Source organism: Allorhizobium pseudoryzae (assembly GCF_011046245.1).
Classification (GTDB): Bacteria; Pseudomonadota; Alphaproteobacteria; order Rhizobiales; family Rhizobiaceae; genus Neorhizobium; species Neorhizobium pseudoryzae.
Window position 1 is genome coordinate 357744 of record NZ_CP049241.1, and the last position, 19288, is coordinate 377031.

Here is a 19288-nt window from a genome sequence, read left to right on the forward strand (position 1 = left end):
AACAGGGAGTGCTAACAGCAGGATCACGGGCCCTAGAGACCCGTCTATGTCATTTGATCGAGGGATTAGACAATGGCAAGCACCAATTTCCGCCCGCTGCACGACCGCGTCGTCGTTCGTCGCGTCGAGTCTGAAGAAAAGACCAAGGGCGGCATCATCATTCCCGACACCGCCAAGGAAAAGCCGGCTGAAGGCGAAATCATCGCTGTTGGCCCGGGCGCCCGTAAGGAAAACGGCGAACTCGTCGCGCTCGACGTCAAGGTTGGCGATCGCGTTCTGTTCGGCAAGTGGTCCGGTACGGAAGTCAAGCTCGACGGCGTCGACCTTCTGATCATGAAGGAATCCGACATCATGGGCATCATCGGCTGATTTCAGCCGACGGTTCTTCCACAACAAGATTGAACGACAGCGGGCAGAACGCCCCAAGGAGTTTTCAAAATGGCTGCTAAGGAAGTCAAATTCGGCCGCACCGCGCGCGAAAAGATGCTGCGTGGCGTCGACATTCTCGCAGATGCCGTCAAGGTTACGCTCGGCCCGAAGGGTCGTAACGTCGTGATCGACAAGTCCTTCGGCGCTCCGCGCATCACCAAGGACGGTGTCTCGGTTGCCAAGGAAATCGAACTGGAAGACAAGTTCGAGAACATGGGCGCCCAGATGGTCCGCGAAGTTGCGTCGAAGACCAACGACATCGCAGGCGACGGCACCACGACCGCAACCGTTCTCGCCCAGGCCATCGTTCGCGAAGGCCAGAAGGCTGTTGCTGCCGGCATGAACCCGATGGATCTGAAGCGCGGCATCGATCTCGCCGTTGCTGAAGTCGTGAAGGATCTCCAGGCCAAGGCCAAGAAGATCAACACATCGGAAGAAGTTGCCCAGGTCGGCACGATCTCCGCAAACGGCGACACGCAGGTTGGCCGCGACATCGCGGAAGCCATGCAGAAGGTCGGCAACGAAGGCGTCATCACGGTTGAAGAAGCCAAGACCGCCGAGACCGAACTCGAAGTCGTCGAAGGCATGCAGTTCGACCGCGGTTACCTGTCGCCCTACTTCGTCACCAACCCGGAAAAGATGGTTGCTGACCTGGAAGACGCCTTCATTCTCCTGCACGAGAAGAAGCTTTCGAACCTCCAGGCCATGCTGCCGGTTCTCGAAGCCGTTGTTCAGACCGGCAAGCCGCTCGTCATCATCGCTGAAGACGTCGAAGGCGAAGCCCTTGCAACGCTCGTCGTCAACAAGCTGCGTGGCGGCCTGAAGATTGCTGCCGTCAAGGCTCCGGGCTTCGGCGATCGCCGCAAGGCCATGCTGGAAGACATCGCAATCCTGACCGGCGGTACCGTGATCTCCGAAGATCTCGGCATCAAGCTCGAGAATGTCACCCTCGACATGCTCGGCCGCTCGAAGAAGGTTTCGATCTCCAAGGAAAACACCACGATCGTTGACGGGGCCGGCCAGAAGGCTGACATCGAAGGCCGTGTTGCCCAGATCAAGGCCCAGATCGAAGAAACCACCTCCGACTACGACCGCGAAAAGCTGCAGGAACGTCTTGCCAAGCTCGCTGGCGGCGTTGCCGTGATCCGCGTTGGCGGTGCAACGGAAGTCGAAGTGAAGGAGCGCAAGGACCGCATCGACGACGCTCTGAACGCAACCCGCGCGGCCGTTCAGGAAGGCATCGTACCGGGCGGCGGTACCGCTCTCCTGCGTTCCTCCACGAAGATCACCGTCAAGGGTGTGAACGACGACCAGGAAGCCGGCATCAACATCGTTCGCCGCGCTCTGCAGTCGCTGGTTCGCCAGATCGCAGACAACGCCGGTGACGAAGCTTCGATCGTTGTTGGCAAGATCCTCGAAAAGAACGACGACAACTTCGGCTACAACGCTCAGACCTCTGAGTATGGCGACATGATCGCCATGGGTATCGTTGACCCGGTCAAGGTTGTTCGTACCGCTCTGCAGAACGCCGCTTCGGTTGCTTCGCTGCTGATCACGACGGAAGCCATGATCGCCGAACTGCCGAAGAAGGATGCTCCGGCCGGCATGCCGGGCGGAATGGGCGGAATGGGCGGCATGGACATGATGTAAGACCTTCGGGTCTGACATCTGGACCATCCGGTTCGGACTACGGAAAGGGCGGCTCGCAAGGCCGCCCTTTCTGCGTTATGCAGCGGCGCAAAGCTTTTTGGGGGTGGAGATGACGGGTCACAGTATCGGGTTTCGAAGCGGGCTGCTGCTGGACGAGGCGCGGTCCAACTGGACGGGAGACGGCGCGCGACCGGTGCGCTGGTCCGCCTGGTATCCGGCAGCGCCGAACAGCCCGACGGTGGAGATCGGCATCCCGCCCGGCCGTGCGCTCTATTCCCTCGGGCTGCTGGCGCCGGAGGCCGACCTTTCCCCGGACCGTGACCGCTTTCCCGTGGTGCTGATCTCGCACGGCACCGGCGGCTCCGCCTCGGGCCTTGGCTGGCTCGCCTCGTCGCTGGCGGCACGGGGATACGTCGTGCTGGGGGTCGATCACCACGGCAATACGGGTGTGGAGGCCTATCGCCCGGAAGGTTTTCTCTGCTGGTGGGAGCGCGCGCAGGACCTGAGTTTTCTGCTGGACGGCCTCTCGGCTGACGGCGCCTTTGCCGGGCGCCTCGATCTGTCCGATGTCTCTGCGGCAGGGTTTTCGCTGGGTGGCTACACGGCACTGGCGCTTGCCGGGGCGATCACGGAAACCGAGCGGATGATGGCCTTTGTCAAGGAGCATCCAGCCACCGCCGGCCCCCAGGAAATGCCGGATCTTGCCGACCAGATCGAACCGCTTCTCACCTCCAGCGCCGTGTTTCGCCGGTCGTGGGACAGGCAGTCGCAGAGCTATCGCGACAAACGGGTGCGGGCTGTCGTCGCCATCTCGCCCGCGCCCCCCGTGCGGGGATTCACCGACGACAGCCTCAGCGCCATCCACCTGCCGGTTTCCATCCTCTGCGGCGAGGCGGACGAGGAAGCCCCTTATGATCTGTGTTCGGTATGGCTGCACGAGCGCCTGCCGCAAAGCACGCTCACCAGCCTTGGCACGACCGTCGGCCACTACACACTGCTGCCGGTGGGAACGCAGACGGCGGTCCGTTCGAATGCGCAATACTGGAAGGATGCGCCCGGCGTGGACCGGGCGGCGGTGCATGCCACCGCCGCGGAACTGACACTGGCCGCCCTCAACGCCCAGCGTCTCCTTCGATGAGCCTCTCCGTAGCGGCCTGACGCGGCGGCCTTTGCCACCGCGTCCCGGCGTCAATAATAGCCGTAACCGTTGTGGCTCTTGCGGTGGATGTTGCGCGATGCGCGGTCCTGCATGCGCTCGATCTGGCGGCGTTCCTGGCGGGAGATATACCCGTCACGTCCGGCGCGCGCCTGCGCCCGGTCGATGCGATGCTGCTGCCGAGACAACTGGCGTGCCTCGCGCGGGGTGAGTTCGCCCTGACGCAGGGAGCGATGGATCCGATATTCCTGCCGGTTCTCCCGTGCCTCGCTTCGGTGGGTCTGGGAAAACACCGGGCCTGACGAGGCCATGACGAGTGCCAGGGCTCCAATGAGAATGGTCTTCATGAGGTTTCCTTCCATGTCCATTCGAAGTTGCGAATACACACTGTGTCCGCACACCTGAATGTGAGATGAAGTCAGCATTCAGGTCCGAAGCGCCCAACGCGCCGGGCCCCGCCGCTGTTCCCTTCGCCCATCGTTCACAATTTCAGAACAATTTGTCTCCTACCGTTCATCTTTCGCGGCGCGACGATCTGGCGCATATCTTCCTTCAGACAAACACCCTGCCACGGCACATTCTGGAGACTTCCCATGTCGACCACCAACAACGCAGTCCTTCTCGTTGCCCGCATTCTGCTCTCGTTCATCTTCATCCTGTCCGGCTTCGGCAAGCTGACCGATCCGTCCGCCACCGCCGGCATGATCACCGGCGCCGGCCTGCCGGCCGCGACCGCGCTTGCCTATCTCGCCGGCCTGTTCGAACTCGTGACCGGCCTTGCCGTCCTCGTAGGCTTCCAGACGAAGATCGTCGGCTGGGCGCTCGCCCTCTTCTGCATCTTCACCGGCGCCGTCTTCCATTCCGGCACGGTTGTCGTCCCGGGCTGGCCGGACGCCGCACTCGGCTGGATCAACGCACTCAACAGCATCATGATGATGAAGAATTTTACGCTGGCCGGCGCCTATATCCTGCTCGCCACCGTCGGCGCCGGCGCCTATTCGCTGGATGCCCGCCGCGGCGCAACCTCTGCGGTTGCCGCCTGAGATCCACCGCCTCCCAAGGCAAAAACAAACCCGCCGGAGCGATCCGGCGGGTTTTGTGTGTTTTGGGGTACGGTTCTATGCGACAGTCGCGCCGTTTCGCCCCCTCATCCGCCTGCCGGCACCTTCTCCCCAAGGGGAGAAGAGGAAAGCCGCGAAGGCTTCCCTCAAAGTCGATCCTCAGCGCGTGAAACGAGAGCAAAAACAGACGACGGCCCCTTGCCACGACACCCAGGGGCCGTTCGCACCACGGCCGCGGCCCGTCTTCTCCCCTTGGGGAGAAGGTGCCCGAAGGGCGGATGAGGGGTCTCGCGTGCGGCAGACGGAACGTTCGCTCAGACCGCCCCGCGAACAGCCTCGATGATCCTGGCCACCGTCGCATTGCCCGCGTGCTCCGGCTTTTTCGCGCGCACGAGACAGGCTTCCGAGCGCAGGATGACGCCGTCCGAGAGCACCTTCAGGTGGTTAGCGACGAGCGTGGAACCGGTGGAGGTGATGTCGACGATGATATCCGCCTGCCCCGCCGCCGGCGCGCCTTCGGTGGCACCGAGGCTTTCGACGATGCGGTAGAGCTGGATGCCGTGGCTTCCCGAAAAATGCTGCTGGGTAAGGCGCCAGTATTTGGTGGCAATTGCCAGGCGCCGGCCATGGCGGGCGCGGAATTCCGCCGCCACGTCCCCGAGATCGGCCATGGTTTCCACGTCGAGCCAGATCTCCGGCACGGCGACCACCACATCCGCGCGGCCGAAGCCGAGGCGGGCGGCAATCTCAACGCGGGCATCGGCATCCGCCAGCCCCTCGCGCACCAGATCCTCGCCGGTGACGCCGAAATCCACCGTGCCATTGCCGATCTCGCGCGAGATTTCAGACGCCGACAGGAAGGCGATCTCGATATCCTCGACCCCTTCGACACGGCCGCGATAGGAGCGGTCATTGCCAACGGCGACGATCTTCATGCCGGCCTTCTCGAAGATGGCGGAGGCATCGTCCTTCATGCGGCCCTTGGAGGGAAGCCCGATGGTAATCGTCATCGTCTTGCCTCCTTGGCCTTCTGGATGCGGTCCAGCCACATGGAAAAGCCGACGGCCGGAATGTGATCCTTCGCGCCGAGCAGGGTCAGCATGCGGTCATAGCGTCCGCCGCCGACCAGCACGTCGTGTTCGCCACGCACGGTCACCTCGAAGACAAGGCCGGTGTAATAATCGAGCGGACGACCGAAGGCGGCCCGCCAGGTGATATCGGCCAGCGACGCCCCGGCATCGCGAAGGGCTGCGACGCGTGCATCGAACCCGGCGATGGCCGCCTCCAGTGGAAGGGCCGCCGAGCGGGCGAAATCGGCCAGCACGCCCGGCGCATAGCGCAGCGAGACGTTGATGGAGAGAAACTCCTTCAGCGCATCCAGCTTGGCGGCATCCAGCGAGGCGCCGGCGAGCAGCCGCTTTTCCTTCAGCCGCCGGACGATTTCCTGCGGCGCACGGCTGGCATTGGTGAGGTAGCCGGTGCGCTCCATCTCGTCGCGCAGATGGTTTTCGAGGCCGGCATCATCACCCGCCTCCAGCATGCGTTCCACCTCAGGGGACAGGCCGGCGACCGGTTCGGGTTTGGCGAGACGCGCAATGATCGCCTCCAGCACATCCGTCTGGCCGAAAGCACGCACGAGGCGGCGCTGCCAGCCGGCGGGAAGGCCGAGTGCTGCCACGACCGCCTCGAACACCGCCTGGTCGCCGATGGTGACGGCAAAGGCATGGCCGGGCAGTACGGTCTGCAGGCAGGCCAGCGCATCGGCGACGATCCGCGCATCGGCATTCGCCGCATCCGTATCGCCCAGATCCTCCAGCCCCGCCTGATAGAACTCGTTCGAGCCCTCGCGGCGCTGGCGGAACACTTCACCGAGATAGGCATAGCGCTTCGGCGTGCCGGTGGCGGTTTCGATGTGGCGCAGGCAGACGGGAATGGTGAATTCCGGCCTGAGGCAAAGGCTTTCCCCCCGTTCGTTCTCGGTCAGAAAGATCCGCCGGCGCAGGTCTTCGCCCGCCATGTCGAGAAACGGTTCCGCCGGCTGGATGACCGGCGTATCGACGCGGGTGGTGTTGCGGCGCGCAAATTCGTCCAGGATCGCCGGGGCGAAATCGGGCATGTCGATCAGGGGCATGGGGGTGCTCCTGCTAAGGGGGCGTCATTGCCCCTCATCCGGCTGCCGCCACCTTCTCCCCGTCTGGACGGGGAGAAGGGGAATGCCGCACCGTCTCCGCCATCAACCGAGGTCGCACCGGGCACGTCCCCTCTCCCCGCCTGCGGGGAGAGGGTTAGGGTGAGGGGCCAAAACTGCGAGCCGCTCACATCAAGCACCCTTTGCCCGGCGGCGGTCTTCGGCCTGGTGGGCAAGGATCTCCTTGACCTTGTCCACCAGTTCCGCCTCCGGCACGACGACCTGCGCGACGCGGGCCTCGCGCCATTCGGCATTGTCGGTGATCTCGCCGGAGAGGCGCTTGCCCTCGATCAGGTCCTTGATCTGCACGACGCCCTCAGCCCGCTCGTCGCCGCCCTGGATGATGGCAATCGGCGAGCCGCGACGGTCGGCATATTTCAGCTGGTTGCCGAATTTCTTCCAGTTGCCCTGGTACATTTCGGCGCGGATGCCTTCGTTGCGAAGCGCCTGGGTGAACCGCTGGTAACGGCCCATGGCCTCGACATCGCCATCCATGACGGTGACGAGAACCGGCGCGAGGATTTCGTCCTGACCGAGCTTGCCGAGGTTTTTCAGCGCCGTCATCAGGCGCGAGACGCCGATGGAAAAACCGGTGGCCGGCACCGGCTGACCCATGAAGCGCGAGACAAGGCCATCATACCGGCCGCCGCCGCCGACCGAGCCGAACTGGACAATTTCGCCCTTCTCGTTTGGAATCTTCGCAGTCAGCTCAGCTTCGTAGACGGGGCCGGTGTAATATTCGAGGCCGCGAACACATGAGGTGTCGATTCGAATACGATCGACGAAATATCCAGATCGGGCAAAAAGCAGCCGTAGCTGCTCCAGCTCGCGTGCTCCTTCATAGAACAAGTCGAGATTTTCCGCTGTGTCAGAAAATTCATTTAGAACTTTCTCAAAGATGGCGTTAGTCGTCTGAGTGTTGCTGAACTCACCTTCGCCGGTCGGAGTACCGTCCGGGTTCTGGTAATTTATGAAGAATGTGCCGACGTCGCAAAATCTAATAATCGCGGCCGCTTGTTCCTCGTTCAACCCAGCACCCTTGGTGAAGTCGCCGCTCTCATCCTTGCGACCTTCGCCCAGCAGAAGCTTCACACCTTCCGGGCCGAACTTGTCGAGCTTGTCGATGGCGCGCAGCACGTTCAGCCGTCGCGCGGCATTCTCCTCGCCGCCCAGCCCGATGGCTTCCATCACGCCATCCAGAACCTTGCGGTTGTTCACCCGGATCACATAGTCGCCGCGCTGGATGCCGAGGGCTTCCAGTGTATCGGCCATCATCATGCACATTTCGGCATCGGCGTTCACGCCCGGCGCGCCGACCGAATCCGCATCGAACTGCATGAACTGGCGGAAGCGGCCCGGGCCTGGCTTTTCGTTGCGGAACACATAACCGGCGCGGTAGGTGCGGTAGGGAAGCTGGATCTCGTTGAAATTTTCCGCCACGTGGCGGGCAAGCGGCGCGGTCAGATCGTAGCGCAGGCTCATCCACTGGTCGTCATCATCGGTCAGCGAAAACACGCCCTCGTTCGGGCGGTCGCTGTCCGGCAGGAACTTGCCCAGCGCATCGGTATATTCGAACAGCGGCGTTTCGATCGGGTCGAAACCGTAACGCTCGTAGACCTCGCGGATTTTCGCGACCATTTCGTTGGTGGCATGGATATCGGCGGCAGTGCGATCGACAAAGCCGCGCGGCAGGCGGGCTTTCAGTTTCTGGGGCTTTTTCTGCTTGTCGCTCATGATGATCTTCCTTGCCGCCGGCGCCTCACAAAAAAGGCCGGAATTTTGAGCGGTTTCTTAGAGGATCACGCCAGACGCGGCAAGGGTGAAGGCTGGCGACGTTCATGCTCACCTGATAAGATGGCGGCATGGTGGAGTGTGCGCACCATGAACCACCAATTTACCTTCGAGATGCCTGACCACGCCTATGCGCTGGTTAACAAGGCCGCTGAACAGGCAGGCATGAATGTCGAAGACTATATCCTCGACACGATCCGCGAATCTTTGGCCCGCCACCCTCACTTACAGGACATGGCGGAAGGTCGCGAAGAGCAGTTGAGCGGTTGATATTGACTGCCTATCCAGGTTGGAGTTTGAGCCAGTTCGCCCCCCTCTGCCCTGCCGGGCTTTGGGGGCGAGACGCGTGGCTCGCCCCCAAAGCCCGGCAGGGCAGAGGGGGGCTGCAATTGTCAATGCCGGTGGACCGATAGCCCATGATCCTCGAAGCCCTCAATTACGCCGCAAGCGTGCCGCTGACGCCCGCCGCCTTCCGCCCGCACATTGCCTCCTCCGTCAGCCTCTCGGCCCGCGCCAGACGGTGCGCCAAAGCCTGGGCAGCGCATGAGGCCAACAGCCAGGCGCAGGTGGTGGAAACGGTGAAAACGCTGAAAGAACGGCGCACCGCCGTGGTGCTGGGCTCCGGCCTTTTGCGCGACGTGCCGATCCGGGCGCTCTCGAAGGCGTTCGATACGGTGGTGCTGGTCGATCTGGTGCATCTTGCCAGCGCCCGGCTGTGGCTCACTGCAAAGGGCTTGCGCAACACACGACTGATCCACCGCGACCTTTCCGGTTTCGAAGAGGCGATGGCCGGCAAACCGATAGAGCCGCTCGGTTTCCTGCGCCAGGTGCCGTATCTCGATCTCGTCGTCTCGGCCAACATCCTGTCGCAGATCGGTGTCGGCTGCCGGCGGCGGCTGGAGCGTGAGGGCCAGGCGGAGCGGGCGGACGATATCGTGCCGGGCCTGATTGCCGCGCATCTGGAAGGGCTCAAAGGCCTGCCCTGCCGCACCTGCCTGATCACCGACGTGTCGTACAGGGTCAGCGACCGGCAGGGCGCGGTACTGGAGGAAGACGATCTTCTCGCCGGCGTGACCGTGCCCGCCCATAGCACAGGCTGGGACTGGCCGGTCATTCCGTTCGGCGAAGGAAACGGGGATTACCAGGCCGTGCACCGGGTGATCGCAGATTAACGGAATTTCACTGGATTTTTCGCCGCTGCATCATCATCTTGTTCGTCATGCGCCGTTTCGCCCTGCCCATTGCCGTCATCGCCTGGCTGTTTTCCAGCCTGATGCCGGCCTTTGCGCTCGCTTCGGCGCATGTCCATGGCGCGGCCATCTCCGTCCTGGAGGCGATGCCGAAGGCGACTGCTGCTATGGATGCGCACCCTGGCCATGAACACGCCAAGGCCCATCCGCATACAGTGTCGCAAATGGCGTCTGCCTCACACTGTCCGGACTGCACCGGCACGCCGGCCAAGCACGAAAAGACCGCCTGTGCCATGAGCCTCTGCGCGGCCTGCACTTCGCTGGTGCCGGACTTGATGCTCGCCACGGTCCGGCCGGCCATGGCCGGTCGCCTGATCGCGCTTGCCATCCCGCCGCTTGCCGGCATGGCACCCGGCCCTGCCGATCCCCCTCCCCGCGTTTGACGCGCAAGACGACCGTTCCTTTCATTCGCGTCACAACGGGAGAGACCCATGAACGCCAAAACCCTTTCGGCTGCCCTTCTGGCTGCCACCTTTCTTGCCCTGCCCGCCCATGCCCAGGACAACAGCATGCACAAGGGCATGCACCAGGGCATGCAGGGCGGTGCCCACCAGATGCACGGCACACAGGCCCGTACGACCGCGTCACCTTCGACACGGGAGTTCGAAGCCGCCAATGCCAAGATGCATACCGACATGGCGATCGCCTATTCCGGCAATCCGGATGTCGATTTCGTCCGCTCGATGATCCCGCATCACCAGGGCGCGATCGACATGGCAAAGGTCCAGTTGCAGCACGGCCAGGATCCGGAGATCCGCACGCTGGCGGAAGAGGTGATCCGCGCCCAGGAGGGTGAGATTGCCATGATGCGGGCCTGGCTTGCCAAGCACGGGCAGTGAGCCGGCAATCAGCCGGATGCAATGGCGCGCAGGCGCCATTGCATTGCCGCATCATGAGGTTAGGGTAGAGGCGGCAAACCAGGAATGAGGCCCGCCATGACCATGCGCCCGCTGACGGTGATCGGTTTTGATGCCGACGACACGCTCTGGCAGAACGAGCAGTATTACAAGCTGACGGAGAGCCATTTTCGCGAGCTTCTGGCCGAGTTTGCCGAGGGCGAACACGTGTCCGAACGGCTGCTGGAGGCGGAGCGGCGCAACCTTGCCTATTACGGTTTCGGCATCAAGGGGTTTACGCTCTCGATGATCGAGACGGCGCTGGAGGTGACCGAGGGCAAGGCGCCGGCGGAGGTGGTGAGCAAGATCCTTGCGATCGGCCGGGAACTGCTGTCGCATCCGGTGGAATGTCTGCCACATGCGCGTGAGGCGCTGGAGGCGCTCTGCGGCCAGTATTTCCTCGTGCTGATTACCAAGGGCGACCTGTTCGACCAGGAGCGCAAGCTGGCGCAATCCGGGCTCGGCGATTATTTCGACGCGGTCGAGATCGTCTCGGACAAGAGTGCCACCACCTATCGCCGCATTTTCGGCAAACATGGCGAGGGACCGGAACGGGCGATGATGATCGGCAATTCGCTGAAATCCGACGTGGTGCCGGCGATTGCGGCGGGCGCCTGGGGCGTCTTTGTGCCGCATGAACTGACCTGGGTGCTGGAGCATGTGGACAAGCCGGCGGAAGCACCGCGGTTTCGCGAGATCGCCACGCTGGGTGAACTGAAACCCCTGATCGATGAGATCTGCAGCGAGGGTCTTTGATGCGCAGCTTTCAGGACATCTGGTCGCTTGCGGTTGATCGCAAGGGCGAAGCGGCGGTGGTGGAGGGCCTGCAGTTTCCGAAACCGGCGGACGAGATTGCCGCGGTGCCGAATGACCGTTTTCTCTCGCTGATGACCCGCTGCATCTTCCAGTCCGGCTTCAACTGGAAGGTCGTGGATGCCATGTGGTCGGGTTTCGAAGCCGCCTTCGAGGGGTTTGACATCGGCCATTGCATGATGCTGCACGACGAGGATTTCGGCCGGCTGGTCTCCGATACGCGGATCGTCAGGCACGGGCAGAAGATCAAGTCCGTGCAGGAAAACGCCGTCTTTCTGGCGGATCTTGCCCGCGAGCACGGCTCCGTCGGCGCCTTTTTCGCCCGCTGGCCGGCGGAGAACTATGTCCGCCTTCTGGATCTCCTGCAGAAGAAGGGATCGCGGCTCGGCGGCAACACCGGCCAGTATTTCCTCCGCTTTTCCGGGCTCGAAAGCTTCATCCTGTCGCAAAGCGTGGTGAACCGCTTGGTGGCGGAAGGCATCGTTACGAAGGCGCCCACTTCGGCGCGCGACAAGGCGGCGGTTCAGGCGGCCTTCAACACCTGGAAGGCGCAATCGGGTCGGTCACTGACGGAAATCAGCCGCGTGCTGGCGCTCAGCATCGACTGAGGCCGCCCAATCAGGGCCGTGTGAAAGCCTGGCGTTCCGCCTCCACCACCGGCTGCAGATAACAGCCGTCCAGATGATCGTTGACCAGACCCATGGCCTGCATGAAGGCATAGACGGTGGTCGGGCCGACAAAGGTCCAGCCGCGTTTCTTCAGATCCTTCGACAGGCGGACGGAGACGGCGGTCGTCGGGTTGGCGCGCAGCGTCTCCAGATCCATCACCGCCGGGCGCTCCTCCGGTTTCGGCTCGTAGGACCAGAAGAAGCGGGCGAGCGAACCGAATTCATCGCGCAGCTCCACGGCCCGGCGGGCATTGTTGATGGTCGAGACGATCTTGCCACGGTGGCGGATGATTCCGGCATCGACAACGCAACGCTCGACATCCGCTTCGGAAAATCCCGCAACCTTTTCGAAGTCGAACCCGGCAAAGGCGGCGCGGAAATTCTCGCGCTTGCGCAAAATGGTGAGCCAGGAGAGGCCGGACTGGAAGCCTTCCAAACAGATCTTTTCGAACAGGCGGATATCGTCGGTCACTGGCCTGCCCCATTCGGCGTCATGATAGCGTTCGTAATCGGCAAGGCCCTGGTGCCAGGCGCAGCGGCAGCGGCCATCCTCGCCCTCGATAGTCCCCGGTTTTACCATCCTGCCCTCCCGTTAACCGCCTCTCGGTTCGCATTCAGCGGTCATCAACCATGTCTTCGAAGAGAGCATTAACCTTGCGAAAAGCTTTCCCGCAAGCCGCGCATTTGATCGCCCGCGCATTTACCTTTCGCTTGCGAGTTCCGCCGCACGGTCGTTGCAACGGAGTGCCGTTTCGCACCTCCGATGACTTGCGACGCGAATTGTATGGAGTGGAGCCGTCGATGAAAAAGATGCTGCTTGTCACCGCTGGCCTTCTGGCCGCCCTCACCGGTCCGACGCTGGCCAATGACCGGTACGGACAACGCCCGCCGGTGATCGTCAGCCCGGATCTGACCGCCCCCTGGATCATGCAGCTCGGCGGCCAGCCGCGCCCTGCCCCCGGCTACCGCGTGCAGCCCAGCCAGCAGCCGCGAGTGATCTACCGCAACCAGGTGGCGCCGCAGGGTTATCAGCGCCAGGCCTATCAGCCGCGTTATGCGCCGGCCCGCCAGCCGCTGCTGGCCCCGCGCACACAATCCACGCAGATCCGTCCGGCCCAGCCGGTGCAGGCAGCCGCCGTGCGTCCGGCGCCGGTGATCCGCAACCAGCTGGAGCCGCAGTTCCTGCCGCAGATGGTGGATTACCAGACCGAACAGGCACCGGGCACGATCGTGATCGATACCAACAACCGCTTCCTCTATCTGGTGATGGACGGCGGCAAGGCGAAGCGCTACGGCGTCGGCGTCGGCAAGCCGGGCTTCGAATGGGCGGGCGAGCACAAGGTGACCCGCAAGGCCGAGTGGCCGAGCTGGCATCCGCCGAAGGAAATGATCGACCGTGAGGCGGCCAAGGGCCATTTCCTGCCGGTGAAGATGGAAGGGGGGCCGGAAAACCCGCTCGGCGCCCGTGCGCTCTACCTCGGCTCGACGCTTTACCGCATTCACGGCACCAATGCTCCCTGGACGATCGGCAGCGCCGTTTCTTCCGGCTGTATCCGCATGCGCAACGAGGACGTGACCGATCTCTACGGCCGCGTGAATGTCGGCACCAAGGTCATCGTGATGTAATTCGCGCACGGTTTCGCCGCACTGGCGGCGGAACCGTCTATTCTTTCCCGCGCATAGACTTGCATTGGCGGCGTTTTGCGGAAAAACTCCCGTCTTGTCATTTTACAAGAGGGGGCATGAATGACGCGGGGAAAAATGGTTCTTCTGAGCCTGACGGCTGCAGCATTGACGCTGGCCAGCATGGCGCCGGCCGAGGCGTTCCAGCGCACGACGGCGCCGACGGCCGGCCGCAGCGACGTGACCTTTGTGGCGCAGCGCAAGGAACCGGACGAAAAATTCCAGCGCCGGGTGGTACGCTTCCGCAGCAATGAGGCACCCGGCACCATCATCATCGATACCAACAACAAGTTCCTCTATTACATCACCGGCGACACCAGCGCGATCCGCTACGGCGTCGGCGTCGGGCGCGAGGGGTTCGGCTGGTCCGGCGTCGTCTCGATCGGCCGCAAGCAGGAATGGCCGGAATGGCGCCCGCCGGCAGAAATGCGCCGCCGCGAGGCCGCCAAGGGGCATATCCTGCCGGTGGTGCAGGAGGGCGGCATCGACAACCCGCTCGGCGCCCGCGCCATGTATCTCTACCGGAACGGCCATGACACGATCTTCCGCATCCACGGCACCAACCAGCCCTGGACGATCGGCCTCAACATGTCGTCCGGCTGCATCCGCATGATGAACAAGGATGTCGAGCATCTCTACAAGCGCGCGGCGATCGGCGCCAAGGTGATCGTCATCGGCCCCGGCAACCGCCAGGGCAATGTGGCCTTCGAGGACCGCGGCCTGGACTTCTTCGGCTCGATTTTCGGGGGATAGGTTGGGGACAGTAGGCAGTAGGCAGTAGGCAGTAGGCAGTAGGCAGTAGGCAGTAGGCAGTAGGCAGTAGGCAGTAGGAAAGAGAATTTCCGTTCATCGCCTCTGTAAAGGGCCACGCAAGCCCTACTCCATTCTATTGGCTACTGCCTATTGCCTATTGCCTACTGCCTAAACCCTCACCCCAGCTTGGCCGGCTTCTCCCCGCCATAGGCCCAGTCGAGAAGTTCCACCGTGTGCACGACGGGAATGTCAGTGCCGGAGCCGATCTGGGTCATGCAGCCGATATTGCCGGTGGCGATCAGGTCCGGTTTGGTCGCCTCGATGTTTTTCACCTTGCGCGCCTTGAGCTTGGCGGAAATTTCCGGCTGCAGGATGTTGTAGGTGCCGGCTGAACCGCAACAGAGATGGCCTTCCGCCGGATCCTTCACCAAAAATCCCGCCGCCTTCAGCAAAAGTTTCGGCTGGAGCGTGATCTTCTGGCCGTGCTGCATCGAACAGGCGGAATGATAGGCGACCGTCAGCCCCTGTGATGGCTGCTGCGGCAGGTCGAGCGTTGCCAGATATTCCGTCACGTCCTTGGCGAGTGCCGAAACCCGCGCGGCCTTCTCCGCATAGGCGGGATCGAGGCGCAGCATATGGCCGTAATCCTTGATCGTCGTGCCGCAACCGGAGGCGGTGATCAGGATCGCGTCGAGCCCCTCGCCCTCGATCTCGCGCATCCAGGCATCGACATTCTGCCGGGCGAAATTCAGCGCCTTCTCCTCACGGCCCATGTGATGCACGAGCGCGCCGCAACAGCCCTCCCCCTTCGGCGTGGCGATCTCGACACCAAGCCGGCCCAGCAGCCGGACGGTGGCAGCATTGATGCCCGGATCCAGCACCGGCTGGGCGCAGCCGGTGAGGATCGCGACACGGCCACGGCGCGGTGCGGCAAGCGGCACAGACACGGGCTTTGAGGCCGGCGGCACGCTCTTCGGCGCGAGATCCAGCATGGCCCCGAGCGGGCGCAGCGCCTCGACCTTCTTCAGAAGCGGCGCGAAGGGGCGTCCCAGCCTCGCGAGCGTCAGCGCCGCCCGGAACCGCGCCGGATAGGGCAGCACGGCCACCAGCAGCGCACGGATCATCCGGTCGATCAGCGGCCGGCGGTAGGTCTCTTCGATATGCGCGCGGGCGTGGTCCACCAGATGCATATAGTCCACGCCGGAGGGACAGGTGGTGGTGCAGGCGAGGCAGGAGAGACAGCGATCGATATGCTTGACCACCTCGGCATCGGCGGGCCGGCCATTCTCCAGCATGTCCTTGATCAGGTAGATCCGCCCCCGCGGACTGTCCAGTTCGTTGCCGAGCGTCACATAGGTGGGACAGGTGGCGGTGCAGAAGCCGCAATGCACGCAGCGCCTGAGAATGCTTTCGGAAAAGGCGACATGCGGATCGGCGAGTTGGTCGGGGGAGAAGTTGGTTTGCATGGATCAGGCCTCTCCCATCATGCCGGAGGCAAAAACACCCGCCGGGTCGAGCGAGGCGCGGACACGCTCGCTGAGCATCGCCACCTGCGCCGGCTGCGGTTCGAAGGTTGGCGTTGCGGCCCGTGCCGCGTCACTTCCGCGCAAAAGCGTGGCGTGGCCGCCGCCGTGTTTGCGGATCATGCTGCGCAGGAGATCGGCTTCCGGATCGGCCTCCATGCGCATCCACACAAGCCCGCCCTGCCAGTCGTAAAAGGCATCGATACCGGCTTCGAGGCGCAGATCGGCCACGAGGCGGGCGCCGGCGGCGGGTGCCACCGAGACGCGCCAGAGCGGTCGTTTCGTGCCGTCCGCATAAGGCGCGACATCCCGGATCTCGCGCCACAGCCTGCGGCTGCCCTCCGTGTCCAGTCTGACCAGCGGCCCGAGGCGGCAGAGCGCTGCCACCAGTTTTTCCGCCCTGACCGGCACCGAGGCGGGCAGGCCTTCGAGACGCAGCACGGTCGCCGGTCCCTCCGGCAGACCGCCGGCGAGAAAACGGCCGCGCACACTTTCCGGCAGGTGGGCGGCGCCGGAGACATCAAGCGGCAGGGCCATGGCCAGCGCCATGGCCTGCGCAGCGGCCTCGTCGTCCAGGCCGGAGACGATGATGGTTTCCTCCGTCTGCGGCCGCGGCAGGACGCGGAAGGTGACCTCGGTCAGAAACCCCAGCGTGCCGAAGGACCCGGCGAGCAGCTTGACCAGATCGAGCCCGGTGACGTTCTTCATCACCCGCCCACCCGCGCGGACCGCCTCGCCCTTGCCATTGACGAAGCGGATGCCGAGCAGGCTGTCGCGCGCCGCGCCCGCCGAGATCCGCCGCGGACCGGAGGCATTGGCGGCGAACACGCCGCCAATGGTGGGCTCTCCTTCTGTTCCCATGAGAGGGCGATGATCGATCGGTTCGAAGGCCAGCATCTGCTTGTTGCCGGAGAGCGCCGCCTCGATCTCGGCGACCGGCGTCCCCGTGCGCGCCGTCATCACCATTTCCGCCGGATCATAGGTGACGATGCCGGAGAGGCCGGTCGAGCGGAGCACCGCATCGGCCTCGCGCCCGGCGGCAAAGCCCGAGCGCGTTTGGCCGCCGGCAATTGACAGCCGGCGGCCAGCGGCGGCGGCAGCGCGCACCATGTCTTGGGCTTCGTTTTCGGTGGCGGGGATCAAGACTGCGGTCATGCGACAGGCCTCTCCTCAAGGGGGAACACCTTCGACGGATTGAGCAGCCATTGCGGATCGAAGGCGGCGCGCACCGCCATCTGCTGGTCGAGGTCCTGCTTGCCATACTGATGGCGCATCAGGTCGCGTTTTTCGATGCCGACACCATGTTCACCGGTGAGACACCCACCCGCATCCACGCAAAGCTTCAGGATCTCGTTGCCGGCGGCTTCGGCTTTTTCCGCCTCCTCGGGATCATTGGCGTTGAAGAGGATCAGCGGGTGCATGTTGCCATCGCCAGCGTGAAAGACGTTGGCGACCCTCAGCCCAAACCCCTTGACGATCTCGTCGGTGCGTTTCAGCACGTAGGAGAGCTGGCTGAGCGGCACCGTGCCATCCATGCAGATATAATCGGCGATGCGGCCGGTGGCGCCGAAGGCGGATTTGCGGCCTTTCCAGATGAGTGCCGCCTCGGTTGCCGACTGGCATTCCTTGACGCGCTTGACGCCGTGGCGGCGGGCGATCTCGACGATCGCGGCGAGCATGGCGTCCATCTCCGCCTGGGAGCCCTCCACCTCGACGATCAGCAGCGCACCGACATCGAGCGGATAGCCGGCCTTGGCAAACGCCTCGCAGATCTCGATCGCCGGCTTGTCCATGAATTCGATCGCCACCGGAATGATGCCGGCGCCGATGACATCGGCGACGCAGGCGCCCGCCTCTTCCGAGGTCTCGAAGCCGAAAAGCACCGGACGCGCCCCTTCCGGCTTGGCGATCAGCCGCACCGTTGCCTCCGTCACGATGCCGAGCTGGCCTTCCGAGCCGCAGACGAGGCCGAGCAGGTCGTAACCGCCGGCATCCAGATGCTTGCCGCCGAGTTCGATCACCGTGCCATCCACCAGCACCAGCTTGACGCCGAGCAGATTGTTGGTGGTGACGCCGTATTTGAGACAGTGGGCACCGCCGGAATTCATGCCGATATTGCCGCCGATGGTACAGGCCAGCTGCGAACTGGGGTCCGGCGCATAGAAGAAGCCGTCGGCACCGACCGCATCGGAAATCGCGAGATTGGTGACGCCTGCCTGGACCACGGCGCAGCGATTGGCAAAATCGACCTCCAGGATCTTCGCCATTTTCGACAGGCCGATCACCACCGCATCTTCCTGCGGGATCGCGCCGCCGCAGAGCGAGGTGCCGGCACCGCGCGGTACCACCGGCACGCCGTAACGATGGCAATATTTCAGGACCGCGGAAACCTGCGCCGTGGTTTCCGGCAGGGCAACCGCCAGCGGCAGGCGGCGATAGGCGACGAAGGCATCGGTCTCGAAGGGCACCAGCTCTCGCGCCTCATGCACCAGACAGTCCGGCGGCAGAAGCTCCCTCAGGTCGGCAATGATCATCTGACGACGCGACAGGATGTCCTGTCGCGGTTTCAGGAACTGGATGTTTGTCGACACGGCGGCTCCTCCACTGGCCCTTTCTTCCTCCCATGCCTGGCGACAGCCTTCAAGCGCTCCCTATGTCGCATGCCCATGCCATCTGCCTGCACTCTCGTATAGAACTGTCCGCTTATATTAAGCCAGACGCAACTTCCCCGTGCCATGCTTGTTGCATGGTGATCGAAGAGACTGCACAATCCGCAAAATTGTCTCAATTGAACAGCTGTGCAACATCGGAATCATGCTATCTGTCAATCCAGAGAAGGAGTCGTACATTCGTTGAGCCTGCTTGATCGCATCACTGCCAATCTCACCCTCCTGCTGCGGCGCCCACCGGAACAGCAATATGCCGCCTTGTGCTATCGCAAAGATGGTCTGGCCGGCGTCGAGGTGCTGCTGTTGACCAGCCGTGAAACGCGGCGCTGGGTGATTCCGAAGGGCTGGCCGATGAAGAAGAAAAAGCCGCATGCGGTGGCAGAACGCGAGGCCTATGAAGAGGCCGGCGTGCGCGGCAAGGCCGAAAAGGAGCCGCTTGGTTTCTTCACCTATCTGAAGCGCCTGAAGAGCGGCCTGACGGTCCCGGTGCGGGTGCAGGTGCATGCGCTGGCGGTGGAGAGCATGCTGGACGAATTTCCCGAAAAGGGCAGCCGGCAGCTCGAATGGGTTGCGTGCGAAGAAGCGGCCAAGCGCGTTCGCGAAACCGAACTGCGCGATCTGATCCTTGCCTTTTCCCACCGTTTCCCAAATCCTGTGGAGACGAAGGCAAGGGCCGTTGGCCGCTGACATGAGTGTCGCATTTGAGGTTTATGGTGATTTGCGTGGACACCCTCATCTGCGGGAAAGACGCAAAGCCA

General features: G+C 63.4%; 21 protein-coding genes. 13 read left to right on the forward strand and 8 right to left on the reverse strand.

From position 1 onward, the window contains the following. Positions 1 to 72: 72 nt before the first annotated feature. From groES to G6N78_RS01935, 3 genes are all read left to right on the forward strand, one after another. On the forward strand, positions 73 to 369 hold the full coding sequence (gene groES, locus G6N78_RS01925; protein ID WP_165215176.1) for a co-chaperone GroES: 297 nt from the start codon (positions 73 to 75) through the stop codon (positions 367 to 369). 69 nt (positions 370 to 438) lie between these two features. After that, on the forward strand, positions 439 to 2079 hold the full coding sequence (gene groL, locus G6N78_RS01930) for a chaperonin GroEL (RefSeq protein ID WP_165215178.1): 1641 nt from the start codon (positions 439 to 441) through the stop codon (positions 2077 to 2079). Between the two features lie 109 nt (positions 2080 to 2188). Further along, positions 2189 to 3217, forward strand: coding sequence for an alpha/beta hydrolase family protein (locus G6N78_RS01935; RefSeq protein WP_165215181.1), 1029 nt, complete (start codon positions 2189 to 2191; stop codon positions 3215 to 3217). A gap of 50 nt (positions 3218 to 3267) precedes the next feature. Here G6N78_RS01935 and G6N78_RS01940 read toward each other — a convergent pair whose 3' ends face one another. Beyond that, a complete protein-coding gene (locus G6N78_RS01940; protein WP_165215184.1) occupies positions 3268 to 3582 on the reverse strand; it encodes a hypothetical protein in 315 nt (104 codons plus the stop codon). 246 nt (positions 3583 to 3828) lie between these two features. Here G6N78_RS01940 and G6N78_RS01945 point away from each other — a divergent pair, with 246 nt between their 5' ends. Next, positions 3829 to 4278 (forward strand): DoxX family protein, encoded by a 450-nt coding sequence (locus G6N78_RS01945; RefSeq protein WP_165215186.1) that lies wholly within the window; start codon positions 3829 to 3831, stop codon positions 4276 to 4278. 332 nt (positions 4279 to 4610) lie between these two features. Here the strand turns inward: G6N78_RS01945 and hisG are convergent, their stop codons facing one another. The 3 genes from hisG to hisS all read right to left on the reverse strand — a co-directional run bounded on the left by hisG (position 4611) and on the right by hisS (position 8218). Beyond that, positions 4611 to 5306 carry an ATP phosphoribosyltransferase gene (gene hisG / locus G6N78_RS01950; RefSeq protein WP_165215189.1) on the reverse strand — a complete coding sequence of 232 codons (696 nt, stop codon included), beginning with the start codon at positions 5304 to 5306 and terminating at the stop codon, positions 4611 to 4613. Then, positions 5303 to 6427, reverse strand: a complete 1125-nt coding sequence (locus tag G6N78_RS01955) for an ATP phosphoribosyltransferase regulatory subunit (protein WP_165215191.1) — start codon at positions 6425 to 6427, stop codon at positions 5303 to 5305. The genes hisG and G6N78_RS01955 overlap by 4 nt, the downstream gene beginning before the upstream one ends. 189 nt (positions 6428 to 6616) lie before the next feature. Further along, complete coding sequence (hisS, locus tag G6N78_RS01960; RefSeq protein ID WP_165215194.1) at positions 6617 to 8218, reverse strand: histidine--tRNA ligase; 1602 nt, start codon at positions 8216 to 8218, stop codon at positions 6617 to 6619. 147 nt (positions 8219 to 8365) lie between these two features. Here hisS and G6N78_RS01965 point away from each other — a divergent pair, with 147 nt between their 5' ends. From G6N78_RS01965 to G6N78_RS01990, 6 genes are all read left to right on the forward strand, one after another. Further along, on the forward strand, positions 8366 to 8545 hold the full coding sequence (locus G6N78_RS01965; protein ID WP_165215196.1) for a hypothetical protein: 180 nt from the start codon (positions 8366 to 8368) through the stop codon (positions 8543 to 8545). Between the two features lie 146 nt (positions 8546 to 8691). Next, positions 8692 to 9447, forward strand: coding sequence for a hypothetical protein (locus tag G6N78_RS01970; RefSeq protein ID WP_165215198.1), 756 nt, complete (start codon positions 8692 to 8694; stop codon positions 9445 to 9447). A gap of 38 nt (positions 9448 to 9485) precedes the next feature. Continuing rightward, complete coding sequence (locus G6N78_RS01975; RefSeq protein ID WP_165215200.1) at positions 9486 to 9908, forward strand: hypothetical protein; 423 nt, start codon at positions 9486 to 9488, stop codon at positions 9906 to 9908. A 48-nt stretch (positions 9909 to 9956) separates the two neighbouring features. Next, positions 9957 to 10364 (forward strand): CopM family metallochaperone, encoded by a 408-nt coding sequence (gene copM / locus G6N78_RS01980; RefSeq protein WP_165215203.1) that lies wholly within the window; start codon positions 9957 to 9959, stop codon positions 10362 to 10364. 96 nt (positions 10365 to 10460) lie between these two features. Then, complete coding sequence (locus tag G6N78_RS01985; RefSeq protein ID WP_165215205.1) at positions 10461 to 11177, forward strand: HAD family hydrolase; 717 nt, start codon at positions 10461 to 10463, stop codon at positions 11175 to 11177. Further along, positions 11177 to 11842 carry a DNA-3-methyladenine glycosylase I gene (locus tag G6N78_RS01990; protein ID WP_165215208.1) on the forward strand — a complete coding sequence of 222 codons (666 nt, stop codon included), beginning with the start codon at positions 11177 to 11179 and terminating at the stop codon, positions 11840 to 11842. Before G6N78_RS01985 ends, G6N78_RS01990 begins: the two co-directional genes overlap by 1 nt. Before the next feature lie 10 nt (positions 11843 to 11852). On the opposite strand, the gene G6N78_RS01995 is transcribed toward G6N78_RS01990, so the two are convergent. Further along, positions 11853 to 12482 (reverse strand): DNA-3-methyladenine glycosylase I, encoded by a 630-nt coding sequence (locus G6N78_RS01995; protein ID WP_165215210.1) that lies wholly within the window; start codon positions 12480 to 12482, stop codon positions 11853 to 11855. A gap of 221 nt (positions 12483 to 12703) precedes the next feature. Here G6N78_RS01995 and G6N78_RS02000 point away from each other — a divergent pair, with 221 nt between their 5' ends. Both G6N78_RS02000 and G6N78_RS02005 read left to right on the forward strand, forming a co-directional pair. Beyond that, positions 12704 to 13528: a L,D-transpeptidase family protein gene (locus G6N78_RS02000; protein WP_165215213.1), complete on the forward strand. Its 825-nt coding sequence runs from the start codon at positions 12704 to 12706 to the stop codon at positions 13526 to 13528. Positions 13529 to 13648: 120 nt separating this feature from the next. Beyond that, positions 13649 to 14338 carry a L,D-transpeptidase gene (locus tag G6N78_RS02005; RefSeq protein WP_370691470.1) on the forward strand — a complete coding sequence of 230 codons (690 nt, stop codon included), beginning with the start codon at positions 13649 to 13651 and terminating at the stop codon, positions 14336 to 14338. Positions 14339 to 14514: 176 nt separating this feature from the next. Here G6N78_RS02005 and glcF read toward each other — a convergent pair whose 3' ends face one another. The 3 genes from glcF to G6N78_RS02020 are packed head-to-tail and all read right to left on the reverse strand — an operon-like array spanning position 14515 to position 18452. Then, a complete protein-coding gene (gene glcF / locus G6N78_RS02010; protein ID WP_165215216.1) occupies positions 14515 to 15804 on the reverse strand; it encodes a glycolate oxidase subunit GlcF in 1290 nt (429 codons plus the stop codon). Positions 15805 to 15807: 3 nt separating this feature from the next. Next, positions 15808 to 17016, reverse strand: a complete 1209-nt coding sequence (locus G6N78_RS02015; RefSeq protein WP_165215218.1) for an FAD-binding protein — start codon at positions 17014 to 17016, stop codon at positions 15808 to 15810. Continuing rightward, positions 17013 to 18452: an FAD-binding oxidoreductase gene (locus G6N78_RS02020; RefSeq protein WP_165215221.1), complete on the reverse strand. Its 1440-nt coding sequence runs from the start codon at positions 18450 to 18452 to the stop codon at positions 17013 to 17015. The genes G6N78_RS02015 and G6N78_RS02020 overlap by 4 nt, the downstream gene beginning before the upstream one ends. Positions 18453 to 18713: 261 nt before the next feature. On the opposite strand from G6N78_RS02020, the gene G6N78_RS02025 reads away from it, so the two are divergent. Further along, a complete protein-coding gene (locus tag G6N78_RS02025) occupies positions 18714 to 19217 on the forward strand; it encodes an NUDIX hydrolase (RefSeq protein ID WP_234905859.1) in 504 nt (167 codons plus the stop codon). Positions 19218 to 19288 lie beyond the last annotated feature (71 nt).

What these genes read in the sequence shown, in the direction of transcription:
- groES (WP_165215176.1), top strand. Translation starts at nt 73, where the DNA reads ATGGCAAGCACCAATTTCCGCCCGCTGCACGACCGCGTCGTCGTTCGT.
- groL (WP_165215178.1), top strand. Translation starts at nt 439, where the DNA reads ATGGCTGCTAAGGAAGTCAAATTCGGCCGCACCGCGCGCGAAAAGATG.
- G6N78_RS01935 (WP_165215181.1), top strand. Translation starts at nt 2,189, where the DNA reads ATGACGGGTCACAGTATCGGGTTTCGAAGCGGGCTGCTGCTGGACGAG.
- G6N78_RS01940 (WP_165215184.1), bottom strand. Translation starts at nt 3,582, where the DNA reads ATGAAGACCATTCTCATTGGAGCCCTGGCACTCGTCATGGCCTCGTCA.
- G6N78_RS01945 (WP_165215186.1), top strand. Translation starts at nt 3,829, where the DNA reads ATGTCGACCACCAACAACGCAGTCCTTCTCGTTGCCCGCATTCTGCTC.
- hisG (WP_165215189.1), bottom strand. Translation starts at nt 5,306, where the DNA reads ATGACGATTACCATCGGGCTTCCCTCCAAGGGCCGCATGAAGGACGAT.
- G6N78_RS01955 (WP_165215191.1), bottom strand. Translation starts at nt 6,427, where the DNA reads ATGCCCCTGATCGACATGCCCGATTTCGCCCCGGCGATCCTGGACGAA.
- hisS (WP_165215194.1), bottom strand. Translation starts at nt 8,218, where the DNA reads ATGAGCGACAAGCAGAAAAAGCCCCAGAAACTGAAAGCCCGCCTGCCG.
- G6N78_RS01965 (WP_165215196.1), top strand. Translation starts at nt 8,366, where the DNA reads ATGAACCACCAATTTACCTTCGAGATGCCTGACCACGCCTATGCGCTG.
- G6N78_RS01970 (WP_165215198.1), top strand. Translation starts at nt 8,692, where the DNA reads ATGATCCTCGAAGCCCTCAATTACGCCGCAAGCGTGCCGCTGACGCCC.
- copM (WP_165215203.1), top strand. Translation starts at nt 9,957, where the DNA reads ATGAACGCCAAAACCCTTTCGGCTGCCCTTCTGGCTGCCACCTTTCTT.
- G6N78_RS01985 (WP_165215205.1), top strand. Translation starts at nt 10,461, where the DNA reads ATGACCATGCGCCCGCTGACGGTGATCGGTTTTGATGCCGACGACACG.
- G6N78_RS01990 (WP_165215208.1), top strand. Translation starts at nt 11,177, where the DNA reads ATGCGCAGCTTTCAGGACATCTGGTCGCTTGCGGTTGATCGCAAGGGC.
- G6N78_RS01995 (WP_165215210.1), bottom strand. Translation starts at nt 12,482, where the DNA reads ATGGTAAAACCGGGGACTATCGAGGGCGAGGATGGCCGCTGCCGCTGC.
- G6N78_RS02000 (WP_165215213.1), top strand. Translation starts at nt 12,704, where the DNA reads ATGAAAAAGATGCTGCTTGTCACCGCTGGCCTTCTGGCCGCCCTCACC.
- G6N78_RS02005 (WP_370691470.1), top strand. Translation starts at nt 13,649, where the DNA reads ATGACGCGGGGAAAAATGGTTCTTCTGAGCCTGACGGCTGCAGCATTG.
- glcF (WP_165215216.1), bottom strand. Translation starts at nt 15,804, where the DNA reads ATGCAAACCAACTTCTCCCCCGACCAACTCGCCGATCCGCATGTCGCC.
- G6N78_RS02015 (WP_165215218.1), bottom strand. Translation starts at nt 17,016, where the DNA reads ATGACCGCAGTCTTGATCCCCGCCACCGAAAACGAAGCCCAAGACATG.